Origin of the sequence: Winogradskyella sp. MH6 (genome assembly GCF_022810765.1) — a bacterium.
Lineage (GTDB): Bacteria > Bacteroidota > Bacteroidia > Flavobacteriales > Flavobacteriaceae > Winogradskyella.
Window position 1 is genome coordinate 2,893,807 of sequence record NZ_CP094494.1, and the last position, 22,937, is coordinate 2,916,743.

16 protein-coding genes are annotated in these 22,937 nt (G+C 33.5%); 13 read left to right on the plus strand and 3 right to left on the minus strand.

Annotated elements, in window-relative coordinates; all coding sequences use genetic code 11:
* Positions 1–82: 82 nt before the first annotated feature.
* Together glgA and MST30_RS12995 are read left to right on the plus strand one after the other, a co-directional pair.
* Positions 83–1,291, plus strand: a complete 1,209-nt coding sequence (gene glgA, locus MST30_RS12990; RefSeq protein WP_243471832.1) for a glycogen synthase — start codon at positions 83–85, stop codon at positions 1,289–1,291.
* On the plus strand, positions 1,291–2,556 hold the full coding sequence (locus MST30_RS12995) for a glucose-1-phosphate adenylyltransferase (protein ID WP_243471833.1): 1,266 nt from the start codon (positions 1,291–1,293) through the stop codon (positions 2,554–2,556). The genes glgA and MST30_RS12995 overlap by 1 nt, the downstream gene beginning before the upstream one ends.
* A 14-nt stretch (positions 2,557–2,570) precedes the next feature.
* On the opposite strand, the gene MST30_RS13000 is transcribed toward MST30_RS12995, so the two are convergent.
* A complete protein-coding gene (locus MST30_RS13000; protein ID WP_243471834.1) occupies positions 2,571–4,754 on the minus strand; it encodes a bifunctional alpha,alpha-trehalose-phosphate synthase (UDP-forming)/trehalose-phosphatase in 2,184 nt (727 codons plus the stop codon).
* Positions 4,755–4,835: 81 nt separating this feature from the next.
* On the opposite strand from MST30_RS13000, the gene MST30_RS13005 reads away from it, so the two are divergent.
* From MST30_RS13005 to speD, 10 genes are all read left to right on the plus strand, one after another.
* A complete protein-coding gene (locus tag MST30_RS13005) occupies positions 4,836–6,635 on the plus strand; it encodes a glycoside hydrolase family 15 protein (protein ID WP_243471835.1) in 1,800 nt (599 codons plus the stop codon).
* 149 nt (positions 6,636–6,784) lie between these two features.
* Entirely contained in the window at positions 6,785–8,722 is a 1,938-nt protein-coding gene (locus tag MST30_RS13010) for an alpha-1,4-glucan--maltose-1-phosphate maltosyltransferase (RefSeq protein ID WP_243471836.1), read from the plus strand.
* Positions 8,723–8,724: 2 nt separating this feature from the next.
* The gene (locus tag MST30_RS13015; RefSeq protein ID WP_243471837.1) at positions 8,725–10,356 is read left to right on the plus strand and encodes a phosphotransferase; all 1,632 of its coding nucleotides are present in this window, start codon (positions 8,725–8,727) and stop codon (positions 10,354–10,356) included.
* Positions 10,357–10,360: 4 nt separating this feature from the next.
* Positions 10,361–12,271, plus strand: coding sequence for a 1,4-alpha-glucan branching protein GlgB (gene glgB / locus MST30_RS13020; protein WP_243471838.1), 1,911 nt, complete (start codon positions 10,361–10,363; stop codon positions 12,269–12,271).
* Positions 12,272–12,423: 152 nt separating this feature from the next.
* Positions 12,424–14,844 carry a glycoside hydrolase family 31 protein gene (locus MST30_RS13025; RefSeq protein ID WP_243471839.1) on the plus strand — a complete coding sequence of 807 codons (2,421 nt, stop codon included), beginning with the start codon at positions 12,424–12,426 and terminating at the stop codon, positions 14,842–14,844.
* 78 nt (positions 14,845–14,922) lie between these two features.
* Positions 14,923–15,753 carry a M48 family metallopeptidase gene (locus tag MST30_RS13030; protein ID WP_243471840.1) on the plus strand — a complete coding sequence of 277 codons (831 nt, stop codon included), beginning with the start codon at positions 14,923–14,925 and terminating at the stop codon, positions 15,751–15,753.
* 69 nt (positions 15,754–15,822) lie between these two features.
* Positions 15,823–17,196, plus strand: a complete 1,374-nt coding sequence (locus MST30_RS13035) for an MFS transporter (RefSeq protein WP_243471841.1) — start codon at positions 15,823–15,825, stop codon at positions 17,194–17,196.
* 31 nt (positions 17,197–17,227) lie between these two features.
* Entirely contained in the window at positions 17,228–18,133 is a 906-nt protein-coding gene (locus tag MST30_RS13040) for a hypothetical protein (RefSeq protein WP_243471842.1), read from the plus strand.
* A 78-nt stretch (positions 18,134–18,211) separates the two neighbouring features.
* A complete protein-coding gene (locus MST30_RS13045) occupies positions 18,212–18,763 on the plus strand; it encodes a hypothetical protein (RefSeq protein ID WP_243471843.1) in 552 nt (183 codons plus the stop codon).
* A 13-nt stretch (positions 18,764–18,776) separates the two neighbouring features.
* Positions 18,777–19,151 (plus strand): adenosylmethionine decarboxylase, encoded by a 375-nt coding sequence (gene speD, locus MST30_RS13050; RefSeq protein WP_243471844.1) that lies wholly within the window; start codon positions 18,777–18,779, stop codon positions 19,149–19,151.
* On the opposite strand, the gene MST30_RS13055 is transcribed toward speD, so the two are convergent.
* Together MST30_RS13055 and MST30_RS13060 are read right to left on the minus strand one after the other, a co-directional pair.
* The gene (locus tag MST30_RS13055; RefSeq protein ID WP_243471845.1) at positions 19,144–20,325 is read right to left on the minus strand and encodes a glutathionylspermidine synthase family protein; all 1,182 of its coding nucleotides are present in this window, start codon (positions 20,323–20,325) and stop codon (positions 19,144–19,146) included. The two genes, speD and MST30_RS13055, sit on opposite strands and share 8 nt — an antisense overlap.
* A complete protein-coding gene (locus tag MST30_RS13060) occupies positions 20,288–20,848 on the minus strand; it encodes a Cj0371 family chemotaxis-regulating polar lipoprotein (protein WP_243471846.1) in 561 nt (186 codons plus the stop codon). Before MST30_RS13060 ends, MST30_RS13055 begins: the two co-directional genes overlap by 38 nt.
* 39 nt (positions 20,849–20,887) lie before the next feature.
* Between MST30_RS13060 and MST30_RS13065 the strand changes: the two genes are divergently transcribed.
* On the plus strand, positions 20,888–22,414 hold the full coding sequence (locus tag MST30_RS13065) for a polyamine aminopropyltransferase (protein WP_243471847.1): 1,527 nt from the start codon (positions 20,888–20,890) through the stop codon (positions 22,412–22,414).
* The last annotated feature ends 523 nt before the right edge of the window (positions 22,415–22,937 follow it).

Sequence of the window (22,937 nt, forward strand, 5' to 3'; positions counted from 1 at the left end):
ATGAGTTCTAATATTATTAGCACCAAAAAAATGTTAAAGAACGAATGACATCATAAGACTTTAAAGCAATAAACAGTTATAGATGAAAGCATTATTTCTTACCAGAGAGTTTCCTCCTTATGTTTATGGAGGAGCTGGTGTGCACGTAGAATATTTAGCCAAAGAATTATCTGAATTAATGCAAGTTGAAGTCAGGGCTTTTGGCGACCAAGATAAAACAGCTAACAACTTAAGTGTTAAAGGTTATCCTTTTGAAGATGGTTTTTTTAAAGATAGTGATAGCAAATTAAAATCTATATTTAAAACCTTAAGTACTGGATTACACATGAATGCTGATATCATCGATGCAGATATTGTACACTGCCATACCTGGTATTCTCATTTTGCAGGCATAATGGCAAAATTGTGTTATGGTGTGCCAATGGTTTTAACTACACACTCCCTAGAACCATTACGACCTTGGAAACGTGAACAATTAGGCAGGGGCTATGATGCTTCTTCCTGGATTGAAAAAACAGCAATAGAAATGGCTGATTGTCTAATTGCTGTTTCAGAAGAAACAAAGCAAGATATTTTAACCCACTTTAATGTTGATGAAGATAAAATTGAAGTGGTATACAATGGTATTGATTTAAAGGAGTATGCTGTTGTAAAAGAAACTAATGTTCTTGAAGCTTATGGTATAGATAAAAACAAACCTTATGTGCTTTTTGTTGGAAGAATTACAAGACAAAAAGGAATCGTTCACTTAGTAAATGCCATAAAATATATAGATGCTAATACTCAAATAGTCTTATGTGCTGGTGCGCCAGATACAGAAGAAATTGCCAAAGAGATGGAAGATGCTGTGGCAGAAGCGTCTAAAACGAGAGATAATATCTTTTGGATTGATAAGATGCTAGACAAGAAAGACGTCATTCAGTTGTATTCTCATGCAGATGTGTTTTGTTGTCCATCTATTTATGAACCCTTCGGAATTATAAATATAGAAGCCATGGCTTGTGAAACAGCTGTTGTTGCGAGTGCTGTTGGTGGTATTAAAGAAGTTGTGGTTGAAGGTGAAACAGGTTTGTTAGTTAACTTAGAACAGCAAAATGTAGCGCCTTTTGAACCTGTAAACCCAGATCAATTTTCTAGAGATTTGGCAGAAGGTGTAAACAAAGTAATAGCAGATAAAGAACTCAGGGATAAAATGGCAAAAAATGGGAGACAGCGTGTAGAAGAGTTTTTTGACTGGAAAGCAATTGCAAAGCAAACTAAAAATATATATCAATCATTAATTAATAAGTAATGGTAAACAATAAAGTCTTAAGTATCATTTTAGGTGGAGGACAAGGTTCTCGTTTATATCCACTGACAGAAAAGCGTTCTAAACCAGCAGTACCTATAGCTGGTAAGTACAGATTGGTGGATATTCCTATTTCAAACTGTATCAATTCAGAAGTAAAGCGTATGTACGTTTTAACACAGTTTAATTCGGCATCTTTAAATAGACATATAAAAAACACTTACCATTTTAGTTTTTTCAGTTCAGCATTTGTGGATGTATTAGCAGCAGAACAAACTATTAAAAGCGATAAATGGTTTCAAGGAACGGCTGATGCTGTAAGACAAAGTATGCACCATTTTCTTCAGCACGAGTTTGAGTATGCATTAATACTTTCTGGCGACCAATTGTACCAAATGGATTATAACGACATGATTAATGCTCACATAGAAGCCAAGGCAGATATCTCTGTGGCTACTTATCCTGTAAATGCTAAAGACGGCACTTCGTTTGGTATATTAAAGACAGATGACGATAATAGAATTACATCTTTTATTGAAAAGCCATCAGCAGAGGTTATTGTAGATTGGAAGTCTGAAGTTAGCGACGAAATGAAACAACAAGGTCGTGAATATTTAGGATCAACAGGGATTTATATTTTTAATAAAGACCTTTTGGTTGAATTGATGAATGACGAAAGCACAGTAGACTTTGGAAAAGAAATTATTCCGCAAAATATAGATAAACACAAAGTAATAAGTTTCCCTTTTGAAGGTTATTGGACAGATATCGGAAATATAGATTCTTTCTTTGAAGCTAACTTAGGATTGACCGATGAAATACCTCAATTTAACCTTTATGATTTAAACAATAGAGTCTACACTAATGCACGTATTTTACCAACATCGAAGGTTTCTGGTACTACATTAAATAGAGCTGTAATTGCAGAAGGTTGCTTGATTCATGCAGCAACTATTGAAAAATCGGTAATTGGTATACGATCTAGGATTGGTAAAGAATCTACAGTTATAAACACGTATATGATGGGTAGTGATATTTATGAATCTCTTGAAGATATTGAGACAAAAAAGATTGATATTTTAATGGGAATAGGTGAACGCTGCTTTATAAAAAATGCTATTATCGATAAAAATTGTAGAATAGGAGATGATGTAAGGATAAATGGCGGTCCACATCTAGAAGATACGGAAACGGACAAATACGTTATAAAAGACGGAATTGTAGTCATAAAAAAAGACGCAATAATTCCTCACGGAACAATAATTTAAATGCGTTTTTACATTTATAATTGTTGAAGTAATTCGCGTACTTTCTCAGTGTCTTGTATTTGAAATTTTGCCTTGGTTTTGGTGAAGCCAACTTTTATGGTATAGGCCCAATCGGGTGCTTCTTCAAACATGTATTCGTCTGTCCAGTCATCACCAATAACAGATACAAAATTATAATCTTGTTGAGTGAGCAAGCGGCTTACAACACGTCCTTTATTAACGTTGCTGCTTTTTATTTCAATAACTTTATTTCCTTTTAAAATAGACAAACCATTGTTAGCCACCATACTCGTGAGGACAGTATTAAGTTCTATCGTACGGATTTTGGCAAGTTCAGGATCTGCTTTTCTGTAATGCCACGCTAAGGAATAGTTTTTTGTTTCTATGAACGTTCCTGGTGTTCTGTCTACAAAAGTTTCTAATATTGGTCTTATGTTTTGCATCCAGTCTGTTTTTAAACGCTCTAAGGCTTTCCATTCTTTATTTTTATAAAGCCAAACACCATGGTCGGTTACAAGATTATAAGGCTTGTGTCCAAACCATCGTTGAAAAGTATCTCTGTCTCGTCCACTTATAAGTACTAAAGTAGATTTTTCTTGTAATTTATCTAATAGATTGAATAAAGCCTCGTCTGGTTCTGCATCTTGAGGATTATCTTTAAACCCAACAAGTGTTCCATCATAATCCAAAAGGAGCAGTCTTTTGTCTTTATCTTTAAAGCTTTTTATAAATTCTGTTTCATAATCACTAGAAAGTTTTTTGGTAACCTTTTGATTCTTTACATTTTTTGTACTCTCTAGAGACTTTAAAAATTCATCAGCCCATTTCTCAACATCATAACGTTTTAAGCGCTTTTGCAAAAACTTTATTCGTGTTTTTTGTTCCTCTAAAGGCATGGTTAAGGCACGCTTTAGATTAACTGCAAAAGCTTCATAACTATTTGGGTTTATTAAAAGCGCTTCGTTCATTTCTTTAGAAGCACCAGCCATTTCACTAAGAATAAGCACACCATTGCCATTGGTTCTAGTCGCTACATACTCCTTGGCTACTAAATTCATTCCATCTCTAATAGGTGTAATTAAAGCCACATCAGATGAAATATAAAGATCAATTAAGTCATCAAATGGTAGTGACCTATAGAAATACCAAATAGGTGTCCAACTAACCGTTGCAAATTTTCCATTTATTCTACCAACAAGTTCATCCGTTTCGCGTTTTAGTTTTTGGTATTGCGGAACATTAGAGCGCGAAGGCACAGCTAACATTACCAATCTAACTTTTTCCTTATATTCTGAGTAAGTATCTAGAAAGTATTCAAAAGCCTTAATCCTGTTGGGAATACCTTTGGTATAGTCCATTCTGTCAATGGATAATATCAGTTTTTTATCCTCAGTTATGTGTTCTTCAAGACGCTTTCTAAGGTCCGACTTTTCTCTAGACTCATTATGATGCTCTAAAGCAGCGTTATAAAATTTATCATAATCAATTCCCATTGGGAAAGAATCGACTTTAATTATTCTGTCATGGTAACTAATCTCGTTGAATTGCACATCTAATCGCAATATTCGTTTTACAGAACTTAGAAAATGACGTTCGTAATCATACGTATGAAAACCTAACAAATCGGCACCTAACATTCCGGTTAGGATTTCTTCACGCCACGGAAAAGTTCTAAAAATTTCATACGAAGGAAAAGGGATGTGCAAAAAGAAACCAATAGTTGTATTGGGCTTTCTGTCTTTTATAAGCTGTGGTAATAATAATAATTGGTAATCGTGTACCCAAACCGTATCTCCATCTTCTAAATTATCAATTACAACTTCAGCAAACTTTTCATTAACACGTTTATACGCTTCCCATTCTTTCTGTTCAAATTTTGAATATTCCATAAAGTAATGGAACAATGGCCAAAGTGCTCTGTTGCTAAAACCTTCATAATATTCTTCTATATCTTGGTTGGTAAGTGGAACAGAAACACATTTTTCGTTTCTAATTTTAGATTGCACTTCATTAGAAAGCTCTGTACTTAATTCATTTTCTGGTATTCCAGACCAACCAATCCAAATGCCATTACCTTCTGCGTGTACCGATTTCATTCCTGTGGCTAAGCCGCCAACACTTGGTACAATTTCTAGAGAATTTTCTTGGATAGAAACCTGAAGAGGTAAACGATTTGAAACGATTATAGTTTTATTCATAAAGATTATTTGTGCTAATTGATAGGTTTTCGTTAATTTAAAGAAAATAAAAGGTTTTACATTATAAAAAACAAAGATTTGATGAACAATTTAGATTATGGTGTTATTGGTAATTGTAGAAGTGCTGCTCTAATTTCAAAAAATGGCTCTGTAGATTGGTGCTGTTTGCCTCAGTTTGATTCACCTTCTGTTTTTGGAAAACTATTAGATGAAAATATTGGAGGTTCCTTTGGTTTTGAGGTCGATGATAGTTATCAAATAAGCCAGCAATATATTGAGAATACAGTAGTTTTGGTTACGAGATTTAGTAACGGTTTAGATGCTTTTGAAGTTAGAGACTTTATGCCGAGATATTACAAGCAAAATGGTACTTACCACTCTCCTCCAGAATTCATTAGATATATAAAATACATTTCTGGTAAACCTACTGTAAAGGTTGTTTACGATCCTAAATTAGAATATGCAAAAGGAGAGACCAGTACGTATATAAAAAACGATTTTATAGTTAGCTTAACTGATAAAGAAACGTACGACACCTTGTTTTTATATACAGATTTAGATAAAGACAAAGTTGTAAAAGGTGAAGATATTAAAATTACCTCAGATCACTTTTTACTTGTAGGCTATCATGAAAAGCTTTTTGTACCCACTTTAAAAATGGCGCGTTTAGAGTTAGAACGCACCAAAGTCTATTGGTTAAATTGGATGGAGCGTACAACATCTTACAAAAAATATAACTCTCAAATAGCAAGAAGTGCTATGACATTAAAATTGCTTAGTTATGATAAGACAGGAGCAATTTTAGCAGCTATTACGACTTCTCTTCCAGAAACAATAGGAGAAGTAAGAAATTGGGATTACAGATTTTGTTGGATTCGTGATGCATCCATGGTTATAAAAGTAATGTCAACCTTAGGACATAAAAATATAGCAAAACGATACTTAAAATTTATTATCAACCTAATACCGGATAAGGACGAAAAACTTCAAATTATGTATGGTATTAATGGTGAAAAGAAGTTAACAGAAGCGTTTTTAGAACACTTAGCGGGTTATAAAAATTCTAGTCCAGTAAGGATAGGTAATGCTGCCTATAAACAAAAACAGAATGACATTTATGGTATTTTAATGGACATGATTCATCAATTGTTATTAGACTTTAGTAATGATATAGATGATGGTGAAGACTTATGGAATATTACAAAAGGTATTGTTTGGGTTGTAAACAAGCACTGGAAAGAACCCGACAAAGGTATATGGGAATTTAGATCAGAAGATCAGCATTTTACCTTTTCTAAGGTTTTATGCTGGACAGCTGTAGATAAAGCCATAAAAGTTGGCAAATTATTAGGTAAAACTTCAAAGTTGGCTCGTTGGCAATTATTAGAACAAGCCATTAGAGAAGATATTATGGTTAATGCTTGGAGTGATTCGGCTCAGGCTTTTACACAAGCTTACGGCTCAGACGATTTAGATGCTTCTGTTTTATTGATGGAAAACTATGGATTTATAGAAGCTAAGCATCCCAAATATGTAAGTACAGTAAAAGCTATAGAACGAGAGTTATCTCATGATGGGCTTTTGTACCGTTATAAAAATAAAGACGATTTTGGTTTACCATCCTCATCGTTTACCATTTGTACATTTTGGTTTATAAATAGCTTATTTAAGATAGGAGAGGAAGAAAGAGCTGTAAAACATTTTGAAAAATTATTGTCTTACAGTAATCATTTAGGATTGTTTAGTGAGGATTTAGATTTTAAAACAAAACGACTGTTAGGAAATTTTCCACAAGCCTATTCTCATTTAGCACTTGTTGAAACAGCAATAAATCTATCTAAGGTTACAAAAGATGAAAAGGTAAAAGACGTATTGTCTTAATGTTTTGAATAACTTTTATAAAAATGAATAAAAACAAATTAGTACCCAAAAGTAATACAACGATGTAGTTTAATTAACCACATTTATTCTTTTTAAATGTCGATAATGTATATTACATTCGTTACATAATAAACAATCAAAATAGCAATATGCAAAACCAAAGACGTGTTGTCATAGACACAGTTACGCCTCAAATTAACTGTGGTGAGTTTTATATAAAACGCATTGTAAACGAAGTTGTAAATGTAGATGCTCATGTCCTTGTAGATGGACATGATGTTATTGCGGCTTCTGTACTTTATAAGCATGAAAAAGAACGAAAATGGAGCGAGGTAAGAATGCATCATGTAGTTAATGACGAATGGAAAGCCTCATTTACAGTAGAAAAACAAGGCTTTTACACTTATAAGGTTGAAGGTTGGGTAGACTATGCATTAAATTGGCAACATGGTATTGAACGAAAAATTGACGATAATCAGCATGTAAGGTCAGAGCTTTTAGAAGGGGTAACTTACCTTAAACCATTACTAAAAAAAGCTTCAAAAAAGGAAAAAGAATACTTAGCCCATTGCATAGATTGTTTTGAAAATGAGGACAAATATGATGATGCTATCAAAGAAGCAACATCTCACAAACTGCATGATATCTTTGTAAAATATCCAGAAAAGCATTTGGCTAATGCATCTAAAGAATTACAAATCTATGTAGATAGAAAGAAAGCACTTTTCAGCACTTGGTATGAATTCTTCCCTAGATCTTCTTCTCAAACCGAAGGTCAACATGGAACATTTAAAGATTGTGAGCGTTTATTACCTCGAATAGCAGAAATGGGTTTTGATACCTTGTATTTTCCACCAGTTCATCCAATTGGTGAAGTTAATCGTAAAGGAAAAAACAACACAACCAATGCCAAAGAAGGAGATGTAGGTTCGGCTTGGGGAATTGGCTCGCAATATGGAGGTCATAAAGATATTCACCCACAACTAGGAACAGTTGAAGACTTTAAAGCATTGATTAAAAAAGCTAAAGATTTGGGTATTGAAATTGCTATGGATTACGCATTACAGGCAGCACCAGATCATCCTTGGGTAAAAGAGCATCCAGATTGGTTTAAATGGAGACCAGACGGAACAGTTCAGTATGCTGAGAATCCTCCAAAAAAATATCAGGATATTTTACCAATTTACTGGGAAAGTAAAGACTATAAAAACCTTTGGAAAGAATGTTTAGACATTTTAATGTACTGGATAGATTGTGGTATCAAAGTTTTTAGAGTAGATAATCCGCATACAAAACCTTATTATTTTTGGAATTGGATTATAGCTGAAGTAAAAAAACAACATCCAGATATCCTTTTCTTAGCAGAGGCATTTACTAAGCCAAAGGTAATGCAGCAATTAGCTAAACAAGGATATACACAATCGTATACATACTTTACTTGGAGAAATAATAAGCAAGAGCTTATTGAGTATATGACAGAGCTTACCCAATCCGATCAGCGTGAGTATATGAGACCAAATTTTTGGCCAAATACACCAGATATCAATCCCTATCATTTACAAGGAGCTAATGAGTCTAAATATTTGCAACGTTATGTTTTAGCTGCAACATTAAGCTCTAACATAGGTATTTATGGCCCTGTATTTGAACAACAGATAGATGATGCTATTCCTGGAAAAGAAGAATATTATATGTCTGAGAAGTTTGAAGTGAAGCATTACAATTGGGATGTGCAAAATAAGCTGACGTCTATAATATCAAAGGTAAATGCTATCCGTCATCAACATGAAGCATTACAACAAACAAATAACATTAAATTTTGCCATGTAGAGAACGATAACCTATTGGCTTTTTACAAATGGAATGACTCAAAAACAGACGAGTTATTAATCATTGTTAGTTTAGAACAATACTATGCACAACAAGGAACGGTTCAATTGCCTTTGCAAGATTTAGGAATCCATTCTGGTCATCAAATAACTGTAAATGATTTAGTTACAGGAAGCAGTTATAATTGGCATAACGAATGGAATTTTATTGAGTTGCATCCCACCTTACCATTTCATATATTTAAGATAAATAAATAGAAATGTCTAAAAAGAAATCTACATCAGTCAATCTTAAAACACCGTACAATTTTAATGTACAGTGGGAGGAGTTGATGGAAAATGAAGATTTTGTAAAAACATTTCTTTCAGACGTCTTAGAAAAATATATCATAAAGCAACGCTGGTACGGTGGCAAGTCGAGTAAGCTAAAATATATTGAACTTGCTGAATATTTCAGAATCCAACAAAACGAAGAAGTATACTATGGGCTTATACTAGAAGTTAATTTCAATGAAGCTTTTTACCAACATTACTTTTTGCCTATAGCTTTTGTGTCTGATGAAAATTTTGCTAAGGACGACAGGATTTTACCAATAAGCATTCAAAATCAAGAAGGTTTTATAATAGATGCTATAAACTTAGAAGCATTCAGAAAGGTGGTTTTTGAGCGTATACTAACAGCTGTACCAAAAGATCGTACTCGAGTACAATACAAAAAGAGTTCATTATTTAATGATTGCAAGTACGAATCATCGAGATTTATGGGTATGGAACAAAGCAATACGTCCATTATTTATAATGATAAGTATGTTTTAAAATTCTTCAGACGCATTTATGCAGACCGCAACCCTGATTATGAAATGAGTCGTTTTTTATCTGAAAAGAAAGATTTTAAAAATACTCCTGCTTACTTAGGAAGCATGCAAATTAAAGACCACGAAAACATAAATATCACCATTGCGTTAATGAACGAATTGGTGCCAAACGAAGGTGATGCTTGGGCTTATATGTTGCAGGAACTTCATAAAGTGTTTTTAAATTTAGAGTATAAAAACATTAACATAAACCGTCTGCCTCACACAGAACCTTTTGAGCGATTGACTATTAGAGATATTCCTGCGCAAATTATTGATTGGGCTGGTTTAAATGTCTTTACAAAAATGCAGACGCTAGCTAAACGCACCGCAGAGATGCATATAGCTTTGGGATCTGAGTTTGAGGATACATCCTTTACGCCAGAAAGGTTTAATGGTGATTATACAGTTTGGTTAAAAAACAGATTGTTGTATCAATTTCAAAATCGTTTAAATGCGGTTGAGAACAATCTTCATAAGTTAGATGGTTTGGCATTAGAACTGGCAAATGAGTTTCTGGAACGTAAAAACGAAATTAGAAAACGATTCTTAAATTTTGATTGGACTAAGTTAAAAGGCGAACGACTCAGAGTACATGGAGATTACCACTTGGGTCAAATTCTCGTTAAGAACGATGATTTCTACATCCTCGATTTTGAAGGTGAACCAGAAAGCACCATTAGAGACAGAAAAGTAAAACAGCCACCACTAAAGGATGTTGCAGGATTATTTAGGTCGTTTCATTATGCCATTTACGCAACAATCTTCAACAACCAAGAGAAGTACAAGCAAAGCCAAGAAGAACTTTTTAAGGCAGGCGAGATTTTGTATCAATATTTTATAGGGTTATTTTTAGGAACTTATGTTGTAGAAATTCAAAATGCTAATATTAACATTGGCTATCAGCAAGAACGTATATTTTTATTAAAATATTCACTATTAGAAAAAGCAGTTTACGAATTAGGTTACGAGCTTAATTCTCGACCACTTTGGGCAGTTATTCCGTTAAAGGGAATTTCAAATATTATCAACCACTAAATTTATGGCAGAAGTAATTGCACACAGTTTATTTACAGATTTTGATATCGATTTGTTTAAATCTGGTAAACATTATCGTCTTTACGAAAAATTCGGTTCTCATATCACAACCGTTAATGGAGTAGAAGGTACCTATTTTGCGGTTTGGGCACCAAGTGCTAAATCAGTTTCCGTTGTTGGTGATTTTAACTTTTGGTTAGAAGGAGATCATAAACTTAATGTGCGTTGGGATGAAAGCGGAATTTGGGAAGGTTTTATACCTGGTGTTGGTAAAGGCAATATTTACAAGTATAAAATTCATAGTCATCATAACGATATAAAGACAGAGAAAGCAGATCCGTATGCCAGACGTTGTGAGCATCCGCCAAATACAGCTTCAATAGTTTGGGAAGATGATTATAAGTGGAAGGATAACAAATGGATGAAAAAGCGTAAGGATCACAATGCTTTAGATGCTCCTTTTTCAGTTTACGAAGTTCATTTAGGCTCGTGGAAAAAGAAGGTTGAAGAAAATAGATTCTTAACTTACGAAGAACTTGCGGAAGATCTTGTGACCTATGTAAAGGATATGAATTTTACGCACGTAGAGCTTATGCCAATTATGGAATATCCTTATGATCCATCTTGGGGTTATCAACTTACAGGTTATTTTGCACCAACATCGCGTTTTGGTTATCCTGAAGATTTTAAACTACTAGTAGATAAATTACATCAAAACGATATAGGAATCATTTTAGATTGGGTACCATCGCATTTTCCTGAAGATGCTCATGGACTTGGTTTTTTTGATGGCTCGGCTCTATACGAACATCCAGATAGACGAAAAGGTTACCATCCAGATTGGAAAAGCTTAATCTTCAATTACGGAAGAAATGAAGTAAAATCGTTCCTAATTAGTAATGCCATTTTTTGGCTAGATCAATACCATGCTGATGGTCTAAGGGTTGATGCTGTTGCATCCATGTTGTTTTTAGATTACAGTAGAGAAGAAGGTGAATGGGAACCAAATATGTTTGGTGGCAGAGAAAATCTTGATGCTATCTCGTTTATGCGCGAAATGAATGAAGCGGTTTACACTTCGTTTCCCGATGTACAAACCATTGCAGAAGAATCAACGTCGTTTCCTATGGTTTCTAAACCAACCTACCTTGGTGGATTGGGTTTTGGAATGAAGTGGATGATGGGCTGGATGCATGATACATTACAGTATTTTGCTAAAGAACCAATTTATAGAAAGCATCATCAGAATGACTTAACTTTCAGTATGACATATGCTTTTACAGAGAATTTTATGTTACCACTAAGCCATGATGAAGTTGTTTATGGTAAGCACTCAATTTTAGGAAGAATGCCAGGTGACGAGTGGCAACGTTTTGCGAACTTAAGATTGTTGTACTCTTACATGTTTACACATCCAGGAACAAATTTATTATTTCAAGGAGCTGAATTTGGGCAAAGTGAAGAATGGAATTTTCAACAAAGCTTAGATTGGCATCTCTTGCAATATGCACCACATAAAGGTGTGCAAGCATTGATTAAGGACTTAAATGCTTTGTATAGAAATGAACCAGCATTGCACCAAAAACAATTTACAGGTGAAGGTTTTGAATGGATAGATTATAACGATTCTGAAAATTCTGTTTTGTTATACATTAGAAAAGGGAATGATAAAGAAGACCATTTGATTATTGCTTGTAATATGACTCCAGTGCCAAGAGATAAATATAAAATTGGAGTTCCGAGACAAGGCAAGTTGAAAGAAATATTCAATAGTGATTTGAAAAAATATTTTGGTACAGGTAAGTATAAAAATACGATTCAAACCGTAAAAGCAGAACCATGGCAATACAGAGACTATTCTGTTGAGGTTAATATTCCACCTTTAGGTATGGTTGCATTAAAATATTCTAAATAAAGTCTTGATATTCGGTTTATTAATTGCGATTTAAGCAAAAATATTATTCGAAAACGTTGTAGTTAACAATTCTGTATAATAACAGTGTTAACCTCTTTCTTAATATCTAATTTTTCCGTTTTTTTACACGCCCTTTTATATTAAATCATGCTATGATTACAAATACAGAATTAGAAAATAAAGGAAATCAGTTTCCTTCACAAATAATAGGTTTCGAGAAAGATGTAGATAAGCTTTATTTCTCAACAGACAATGATGTTATTCTTCAATTAACTGTTGTTCGCGATAGCCTTTTAAGATTTAGATACACAACCGTAGGTACTTTTGATAACGATTTTTCTTATGCCATAACTAAATATGCGAGTATTGGTTACAACAAGCTAGAAATTGAAGAAAATGAAGATTCTTACGTAGTAATCACTTCAAAATTACGATGCGAAATTTCTAAAGAAAGCCTTCGTGTTTCTTTATACGATGTTAAAGATGACATTTTAATAAACCAAGATGAAATAGGTTTTCATTGGGAAGAAAGTTATGAGTTCGGTGGAAACATCGTAAAGATGAGTAAAGTCTCAAATGATGGTGAAAGTTATTACGGACTCGGAGATAAACCTAACCACTTAAATTTAAAGGGTAAGCGTTATGATAATTGGGTAACCGATTCTTATGCTTACGGAAAAGATACAGATCCTATTTACAAGGCTATTCCTTTTTATACAGGACTTCATCATGGGAAAGCTTATGGTATTTTCTTTGATAATTCTTTTAGAAGTTCATTCGATTTTGCTCAAGAAAGACGGAATGTAACGAGTTTTTGGGCGCAAGGAGGTGAAATGAATTATTATTTCTTCTACGGACCAAAAATGAGTGATGTCGTAGAAAGTTATACAGATTTAACAGGAAAACCACATCATTTACCGCCTCTTTGGGCACTTGGTTTTCACCAATGTAAGTGGAGTTATTATCCTGAAAGTAAAGTAAAAGAGATAACTTCTACGTTTAGAAAACTTCAAATTCCTTGCGATGCCATCTATTTAGATATCGACTATATGGACGGTTTCCGTTGCTTTACTTGGAATAAGGACTATTTTCCAGATCCAAAAGGTATGGTTAAGGAGTTGAAGGAACAAGGTTTTAAAACTGTAGCCATAATAGATCCAGGTATTAAGATAGACAAAGACTATTCAGTTTATAAAGAAGCATTAGAAAAAGATTATTTCTGTAAACGTGCTGATGGTCCATATATGAAAGGAAAAGTTTGGCCAGGTGAGTGTTATTTTCCAGACTTTACAAATCCTGAAGTAAGAGATTGGTGGTCTGGCTTATTTAAAGAACTCATTGAAGAGATAGGCATTAAAGGAGTTTGGAATGACATGAATGAGCCTGCTGTAATGGAAGTGCCTAATAAAACTTTTCCAGATGATGTAAGGCATGATTACGACGGAAACCCTTGCAGCCATAGAAAAGCGCACAACATTTATGGAATGCAAATGGCTCGTGCAACATATCAAGGATTAAAGAAATATTCATTCCCAAAACGACCATTTGTAATCACAAGAGCAGCATATTCTGGTACGCAGCGTTACACATCTACATGGACAGGAGATAACGTAGCAACTTGGGAGCATTTATGGATAGCGAATATTCAGGCACAACGTTTAGCAATGTCTGGCTTCTCATTTGCAGGAAGCGACATAGGAGGTTTTGCAGAGCAACCACAGGGAGAGTTATTTACACGTTGGATTCAATTAGGTGTTTTTCACCCATTCTTTAGAGTGCATTCATCTGGTGATCATGGAGACCAAGAACCTTGGGCTTTTGATGAGGATGTAACAGATATTGTACGTAAGTTTATTGAGCTTAGGTATCAACTGTTACCGTATTTATATACTGCTTTTTGGAATTATGCAGATCATGGGACACCATTGTTGAAATCTTTGGTAATGTTTGATCAAGATGATGTTCAAACCCATTACAGAACTGATGAGTTTATTTTTGGAGAACAGATTTTGGCTTGTCCTGTTTTAGAACCAAATGCAAGAGGTCGCAGAATGTATATACCTAGAGGAAACTGGTATAATTTCTGGACAGATGAAATTATAAAAGGAGGTAAAGAAATGTGGATAGATGCAGATATAGACAGCATGCCAATTTTTATAAAAGAAGGTGCTATTATTCCAAAATTCCCAATACAACAGTATGTTGGTGAAAAAGAAATAAAAGAGATTACTCTAGATGTATATTATAAAAACGGTAAAGAAGTTAGCGAATTGTTTAGTGATGCTAATGACGGTTATGATTATACAAAAGGGCGCTATAGCTTAAGAAACTTTAGGCTTACAGGTAGGGAGAATGAGCTTATTATAAATCAATATAAAGAAGGTAAGTTTATTACAGAATACGAAACATTCAACATTCGCATTCATGGATTACCTTTTGATATTTCAGAAATTCAGATAGATAATCAAGTTATATCTTTAAAGCATTTAAAATCTAATGGTACAAACTCTTTTGTTGTAGATAAAAACTTCTCCGAACTTCATATCATGGGAATAGAAGCAAAATCTAAGTGACCATCTAACAAAAGAAGTGTCTTATAATTACGAATAGATTTTCGTACATTAGTAAATACATAATTAAACCCATTAGCTATGACTTTTAAAAAAGGAATATCAATATTAGGAATAGTAGCCGTTATTGTATCATGTGCTACAAATCCATTTACAGGAAAAAAGACAATGGCATTTGTGTCTAATGACCAATTGTTTCCTTCATCTTTCGCACAATACAATCAGGTTTTAAATGAAAGTAAAATTATTACCGGAACCAAGGATGCAGAAATGATAACCAGAGTAGGTCAACGTATAGCAGTTGCTGCAGAACGTTGGTTAAATGCCAATGGACATCAAGGTTATTTAGATGATTATAAATGGGAATATAAGCTGATAGAATCAGAGCAAGTAAATGCATGGTGTATGCCAGGTGGTAAAATAGCTTTTTACACAGGAATTCTACCAATTGCCCAAAATGAAACCGGAATAGCTGCAATTATGGGGCATGAAGTTGCACATGCTTTGGCAAATCATGGTCAACAACGTATGAGTTCTGGTATGTTACAACAGTTAGGTGGTATTGGTGTTGCTGTAGCAACAGGAAATGAAAGCCCAGAAAAACAACAGATGTGGATGCAAGCTTACGGATTAGCAAGTAACGTAGGAGGCATGTTGCCATTCAGTAGAGCACATGAAACTGAAGCTGATAAAATAGGTGTAATTCTTATGGCAGTTGCAGGATACAATCCAGACGAGGCTGCCGAATTATGGAAGCGTATGAAGGCGAATAGTGGAGGACAAGCACCACCAGAATTTTTAAGTACACACCCAAGTAACGACTCAAGAATTAAGACTTTACAAGAGTTATCTCCAAAAGCAAAAGCGGAGGCAAAAAAGTTTGGAGTGACTTCGTTTAGACCAATAAATTAATATTGGCTTAAAAAATAAATGATTACTTTAGAAGCTGCTCAAAAAGAGCAGCTTTTTTAATTTATATATATGGGCGAACTTAAAAAGGGAAGTAAAAAACTTCTTAATGCTTGGGCATTTTATGATTGGGCAAATTCAGTATATACCCTTACAATAGCATCATCTATTTTTCCAATTTTTTACTCGGCATTATTTCTTTCAGAGAAAAAAGTAGTAACTGCTTTTGGCTATGATTTTAAAAGTACTGCGCTCATTACTTTTGTAACCGCATTTACGTTTTTGGTTGTAGCTTTTTTATCACCAATTTTATCTGGTATTGCAGATTATATTGGTAATAAGAAGAATTTTATGAAGTTTTTCTGCTATGTTGGTTCTGCAGGTTGTATCGGTTTGTATTGGTTTAGTTTAGATAGAATACATCTTAGTTTGTTATTCTATTTTATGGGATTAATTGGGTATTGGGGAAGTTTGGTATACTACAACTCATATTTGCCAGATATCGCATTCGAAGAACAACAGGATAGCATAAGTGCAAAGGGTTTTAGTTTAGGGTATCTAGGAAGCGTTATTCTTTTATTGATAAATCTCGCAATGGTAATGAAACCGAGCTGGTTTGGATTTGATGTTAATATATCTACTTCAATTTTAGAAAATGGAACAGATGCAGAGATAGCTGAAGCGTTAAAAAAAGCTAAGAATATGGCTTCATTTCAAGCTATGAAAGTTTCATTTATAACGGTAGGAATCTGGTGGGCAGGATTTAGCCAGTATACATTTTATATTTTACCAAAAGGTGCTTCTTCAGGACACAAGGTTACAAAGGATGTCATATTCAATGGCTTTAAAGAATTGAAAAGTGTTTGGATAGACCTAAAAGGCAACTTAAGATTAAAACGTTATTTAAATGCCTTTTTTGTATTTAGTATGGCTGTTCAAACTATAATGTTAGTAGCTGTCTATTTTGGTGAGGAAGAAATTAATTGGGGAAGTGATGAAGCTAAAACAACTGGCTTGATTGTAAGTATATTAGTGATTCAACTAGTTGCGATAATTGGAGCAGTGTTAACATCAAAAGCATCTTCTAAGTTTGGAAATATACCAACGTTAATTGCTGTTAATTTTATATGGATGTGTTTGTGTTTTTACGCCTATTTTATGAAAACACCTATTCAGTTTTATATAGCTGCTTCTTTGGTTGGTTTAGTAATGGGAGGTGTACAATCTTTAGCTAGGTCTACGTATTCTAAATTTTTGCCAGAAACAGAAGATTCAACATCCTATTTCAGCTTTTACGACGTTGCAGAAAAAATAGGCATCGTTATAGGAATGCTTATTTATGGTTTTATAGATCAGATAACAGGTAGTATGCGTAATTCTATACTATTTCTTTTTGTGTTCTTTTTAATCGGAATAATTTTATTGTTAAGGGTACCTAAAAAATAAATTCAAAATTAATTCTTAACTTTAGCATGCTATGGTTAGGAAGATTTCTATACTCGCTGTATTTGCTACACTCTTTATGGCTGTAAACTGTGATAACGAGCCTTATGAAGGTGAAATTATCTTTGAAGATACAGCTTGTCTAGAAGCTATAGAAGCTACATCTATGGCTCTTAGTAGCTTTCTTAACACTTCACAAGAAGATTACTATGAATTTTGTTTAGATTACAAGGAAGCTTTATTGAATCAGATAGAAATCTGTGGTGATGACGATGGAAGTTTGCAATTACTTGCTGATAATTTAGATGATTGTTATAATGATGATTTATGTGCAGATGCGATGCAAGCTACTGAAATAGCTGAGAATAATTTCAATAACTATACAGAAGATACTTACCAGCAATTATGTAATCAGTATAAGGCTGCATTAGAATATCAATTAGAAGTTTGTGGTGAGAGTGCAATTTTACAATTATTACTTTCAGAATTAGGTGATTGCCAACAAGAATTTGTTGAAACACCTGGCGACTGGATACTTGTAGGTTGGGTTACCGATAACTTAAGAGATATTGATAACGATGGTATTGTTACAAACAACTATTTAGATGAAATAGACTGCTATAATAATGAAACCATGACATTTAATGCCGATGGAACAGGTACTATGTTTTTTAGGTCTTATGCAGACATTACTTTTACTCCTAATAATAGTGGTGAAGATTTTTTTATAAACTGTATTAGTATTAATCAAGCTTCAACTTTTGATTGGTCACAAGATGGTAACACTATTTATATTACTAATAACGAAGGTATTACTAATCTATATTTTAGAAATGGTAATTCCATGTATGTAGCTATTGACGATGCATTCTATGCGGAAAGTACCACAGATGATTCCGTTATAACTGAGCGTATTACCTTTATTTATATTAAACTTTAGATTTTTGTTACTATTCTAAGTATTTACGATATATACTTCATAAATATTCTTATATTGCCAGTAACTAAACAATATGTAATGAAAAAACTATTTATTCTTTCTATTTTATTTTTAACTGTATTTTCATCTTGTAGTAGTAAAGTAGATCTAGCTATTGACAATCCAACAGATGTCTCTGTAGAAATTGTAGTAGATACATTACGTGTATTAGTACCACCAAAAGATGTTGTTTGGGTAGAAATGGGACCAGGAGAGCATCAGTTAACTCTAGAGAATGATAGTATAATAAAATATAACTTCACTGAGTCTGTATACATGATTAACCCGTCGTTATCTGAGTATTTAGTAGCTGACGAATATTACGGACCACCTGCTTTTCAAAATTCGTATGCTTCTACTTTACCTAACAAAGTAGTTACATTTTTAGGTATGGAGATTGAAGGTAACTACGATGTATTAACTAATGTTATCAATAAAGTGACTTGGGATTATGGTCCAAGAGAAACATTACCAGAAATGGTAGAAGTAGATGCTGATGAATCTTACACAACATTGGTTAAAGTTTACGATCCTGCAGAATTTATGAGCTTAATGCTTAGTTCTTATAACGACTATTCAGAGGACGAATAATTTATCATAAATCTTGAAAACCTCTCTCGGCACACATATCACTTGGGATGTGTATAACTGTAATGCAGATACGCTATCATTTATACCTACTGTAAAAACAGTATTAAATGCCATAGTTGAAGAATTACAGCTCACAAAAGTCAATGAATCTTACAAACAGTTTGAGCCCATAGGTGTCACAGGTTTTATTCTCTTAGAAGAAAGCCATGTAAGTATTCATTCCTGGCCAGAACATCAATTTGCTGCAGTAGATATTTTTTCATGCAGACCTTTTGACGCTAAGAAAATTCAAGAATTATTAATGGAGTCTTTTAGCTCAGATAAAGTTGTTATAAAGCAGATTGAAAGGGGAGAGGCTATCTCTATTATTTCACCAGATCTTATATAATAAAGTGAGACATAAACTCACAATCATCAGTAATAATCTTAGAGCCTTGTGCTCTTAAGTTTATGGCAGACGCTCTCGTTGTATAGAACATTCCTAATTGATAAAAATAATTTTCTTCATCCTTGTTTAGTGGATAGAATTTTTGAAATACCATATCCTGATGTCCAAAATCACCTTTAGATGTGGCTTCAGAATTACCCATAGCTTCAATAGAAATATTTTCACCCAAGCGACCATAAACAGGCTTTTGTACATAATTGTATAAGCTAGGCTCTTTGCTCAAATACGTTTCTGCCAATATGTTATTCGGGAAGTTCTGTGTGATATAAGCCAAAAACTTTTTATTCTGCCAAATAGCTGTATAGGGTGGATTTAAAACAACCACTTTATCGTTTAAAATTAGGTCAGAAAGCGTATGTGCTAATTCAGGTTCATCGTTAAACATCCAATCCCAAGGAATCATTTTAAAAAGCACATCAACATCTTCATATTCATCACCAATTTGATGAAACACACCTTCATCAGAAAAAATAACATACTCCAAGTCTGAATAAAACGGTTTATAGCCTGCTTCGTAAGCAATATCTATAATGCAGTTAACGTTTTCTTTGTCTTCAATATAACCAAAGGAAGTGCCTAAAAACACGGGTTTGTCTTTACCTAAATAAGATTTTAGATTAGACAAAACATCTTTTATATCAAACTTTAAAGTATTAAAACTTTGTGGATTGCCTTTTAATTGTTCTAATTGAAGCGGTTGCCACAATAAAGTTTCTGGCAATGTACTGCATGTGTCTGCATTAAACTCAATAATGCGACCATAATCAGATTTTAAACCTCCATTAATATCAAAACGACCATAAAGAAATGGATGCTTGTTCTTGTTTTTCCAGCTATGCTCAATACATTTTTGAAACGATAACGGAATACCAAGTTCACCTAATTTATGTTCGGCTATAATTTTGTCTGTAGCGCGTTGAAATAAGTAAAACGCTTCATCAGAAATACGACGTAGTTGCTCTACCTCAGAACGGTAAATACCAAGTAATTCTTCAGAAAAATAATCTTCTTCTAAATACCAATGTAAGCGATGTGGAACGTGTTTCTTTTTAAGACGTTTTATCTCTTTAAAACGACTATCCTCCAAACGATCTAAACGACTTTCCGCTGCCATATCCTCTAGATGATTTTCCTGGTACACTAACTCTTCGAGATGTTGCAGAGCTTCTTAAATCGTTTTTTAAGCCTGTAGATTTATTATAAGCAGAAGCGTTTTTGTAGTTACTTTGGTTTGGTGTAACGTTGCGTAAACTTCTATTAAAATAAGAAGCGGCTAACGAATAGTATAGGATGCTTCTTAAACCCGAATGACGACTGTAAGACGACTCGTCATTTTTCATTTTTCTTAAAGATAATGTATCTGTTGTTCCTTCTAATGTGTGTACAATAGCAATAGATTTATCTTTATCGTCAATTAAACGCTCATCGATGATTTTATAATCATTCCCTGGTTCTACTTCTTCAACCTCAGTGATAACACCTTGAGTAGATTCGTAAACAGTTTCTTGCTGTGCATCTTTAATGTGTGGACTTGGATCGTCGTCGCCACAACTCTGAAGTGTTAACGCAGCAGCTACAGCAGCCATAAGCGTTATTTTTTTAGTTAAAGCAAGACCAGTTATAATTTTTTTATTCATCTTTGACAGGTTAATTTGCTCAAACATAATCAATTTTTAATGAATAAAAAAGCACTAATTCCATTTGCTGTATTTATTGCAGGTTTATGCTCAATCATCTACGAATTATTAATCAGTACTACTGCAACTTATTTTTTGGGAGATGGAGTAAGACAGTTTTCAATAATTATTGGTGTGTATCTATTTTCTATGGGAATAGGTGCCTTTTTGTCTAAGTTTTTTAAGGATAAACCACTGACGTTTTTTATCAATGTTGAGTATTTACTTGGGTTTATTGGAGGCGTTTCTGTGCCACTGCTTTATATGCTATTTGTGTACGTATCTCCAATGGTTTTACAAATAAGTTGTTTGGCAATTATTTTTGTAATAGGCTTACTTACAGGTATGGAAGTGCCATTACTAACCTTTGCCTTAGAGGAGAGCAACATTAAAAACAACCTTTCTAACGTGTTGTCCTTAGATTATATTGGTGGACTTATTGCCACCTTGATTTTTCCATTTATCATTCTTCCATTTGTTGGCTTGTACTATTCGTCGCTAATCTTCGGAATTGTAAATATTGTCTTAGGTATTCTTTTGAATTACACCTTGCTCAAAGACAAAAAACGAAACAGTATTTTTGGGTTTATAGCAGTCATTGCACTGTTGGTTTTGGTGCTATTTGGTGGTAAACTTTTAAAAGTTTGGGATCAGAAAATTTACAAGCGTCCGATTGTATTGAATGAGCAAACACCATATCAAAAAATTGTAATGACCAAAACACAAGGGGATGTTAGGTTGTATCTAAATAGGGTAATACAATTTTCATCTGCAGATGAGCATCGTTACCATGAATCATTGGTGCATATTCCTTTAGCGATGCATTACAACCCAAAGCGTGTTTTAATTCTTGGAGGTGGCGAAAATTTAGCAAGTAGAGAAGTGCTAAAGCATAGTTCTGTGCAGCGTGTTGATGTTGTAGATATTGATAGTACCATGTTTTATCTGGCAAAAGAGAACAAGTATTTAAAGGACATTAACGCTGATGCTGCAATAAATGAAAAAGTAAATCTCATACCTGAAGATGCGTTTACTTATCTTTTTAATAATACTGAAAAGTACGATGTAATCATTGCAGATTTGCCAGACCCAACCAATCAGGCATTGGCAAGATTGTACAGCAAGCAGTTTTTTTTAATGGCAAAGCGAAACCTTAAAAAAGATGGTGTTTTTGTAACACAATCTGGTGAAATCTATTTCTCAAATAAAGTTTTTAGTTGTATCAACAATACCTTGGCATCAGTTTTTGAAGACGTACAACCTTATCATACCTATATACCATCATTTGGAGATTGGGGATTTATTATTGCCAGACATGAAGGAAACGACAGTAAAGTAGATACTAAAGCTTTACCAGAAGATTTAAAATATCTCAACCCAAACCAAATAGAGCAAGCCTTTATTTTTCCTAAGGATATTACCATTGCAGACACTAAGCAGAATACATTAGACAACCCAATTATTCTTAATTATTTCTTAGACGAGTGGGAAAAATGGAAAGTAGATTTTGAAGCTGGGACGAAATAGGTTTTTTGATATGAGAAACATAGTATTGATATATCATCTAGTAGTATTTTTATTAAGTTTTATAGTGAACACTTTCTATTTTTTAGAAAACTCATTTCAGTTGTATTACATAGCTATTTCACAATTAATTTGTCTTTTGGGAATTTACTTTTCTTTTATTCTGGTCAGAAAGAATAATTCAGAAAATAGAATGGCATACAACTTTTTATTTGGAATAAATTTGGTGCAAATTTTTCCATTCTCGATTTATGGTTTGACTGTTAAAATTATTTTTGGCTCTTTTTTATTACTATCATTGCGTCGTTTCGGATTAAATGCTGATTTGATTTATAAAACTGAATTGAATTTATATTTAAATCAGTTTTATATAAAATATGAGCCAAATTCAAAGATTTTTTATTTTGGAATTAATGTTATTCAGTTAGTATTTTCTATCTATTTTTTTAGAATTATAAGGAATATGAGATTAATATAGTATTCTGAATTATAAATATAAAAAAGGACAAGCTAACACTTGTCCTTT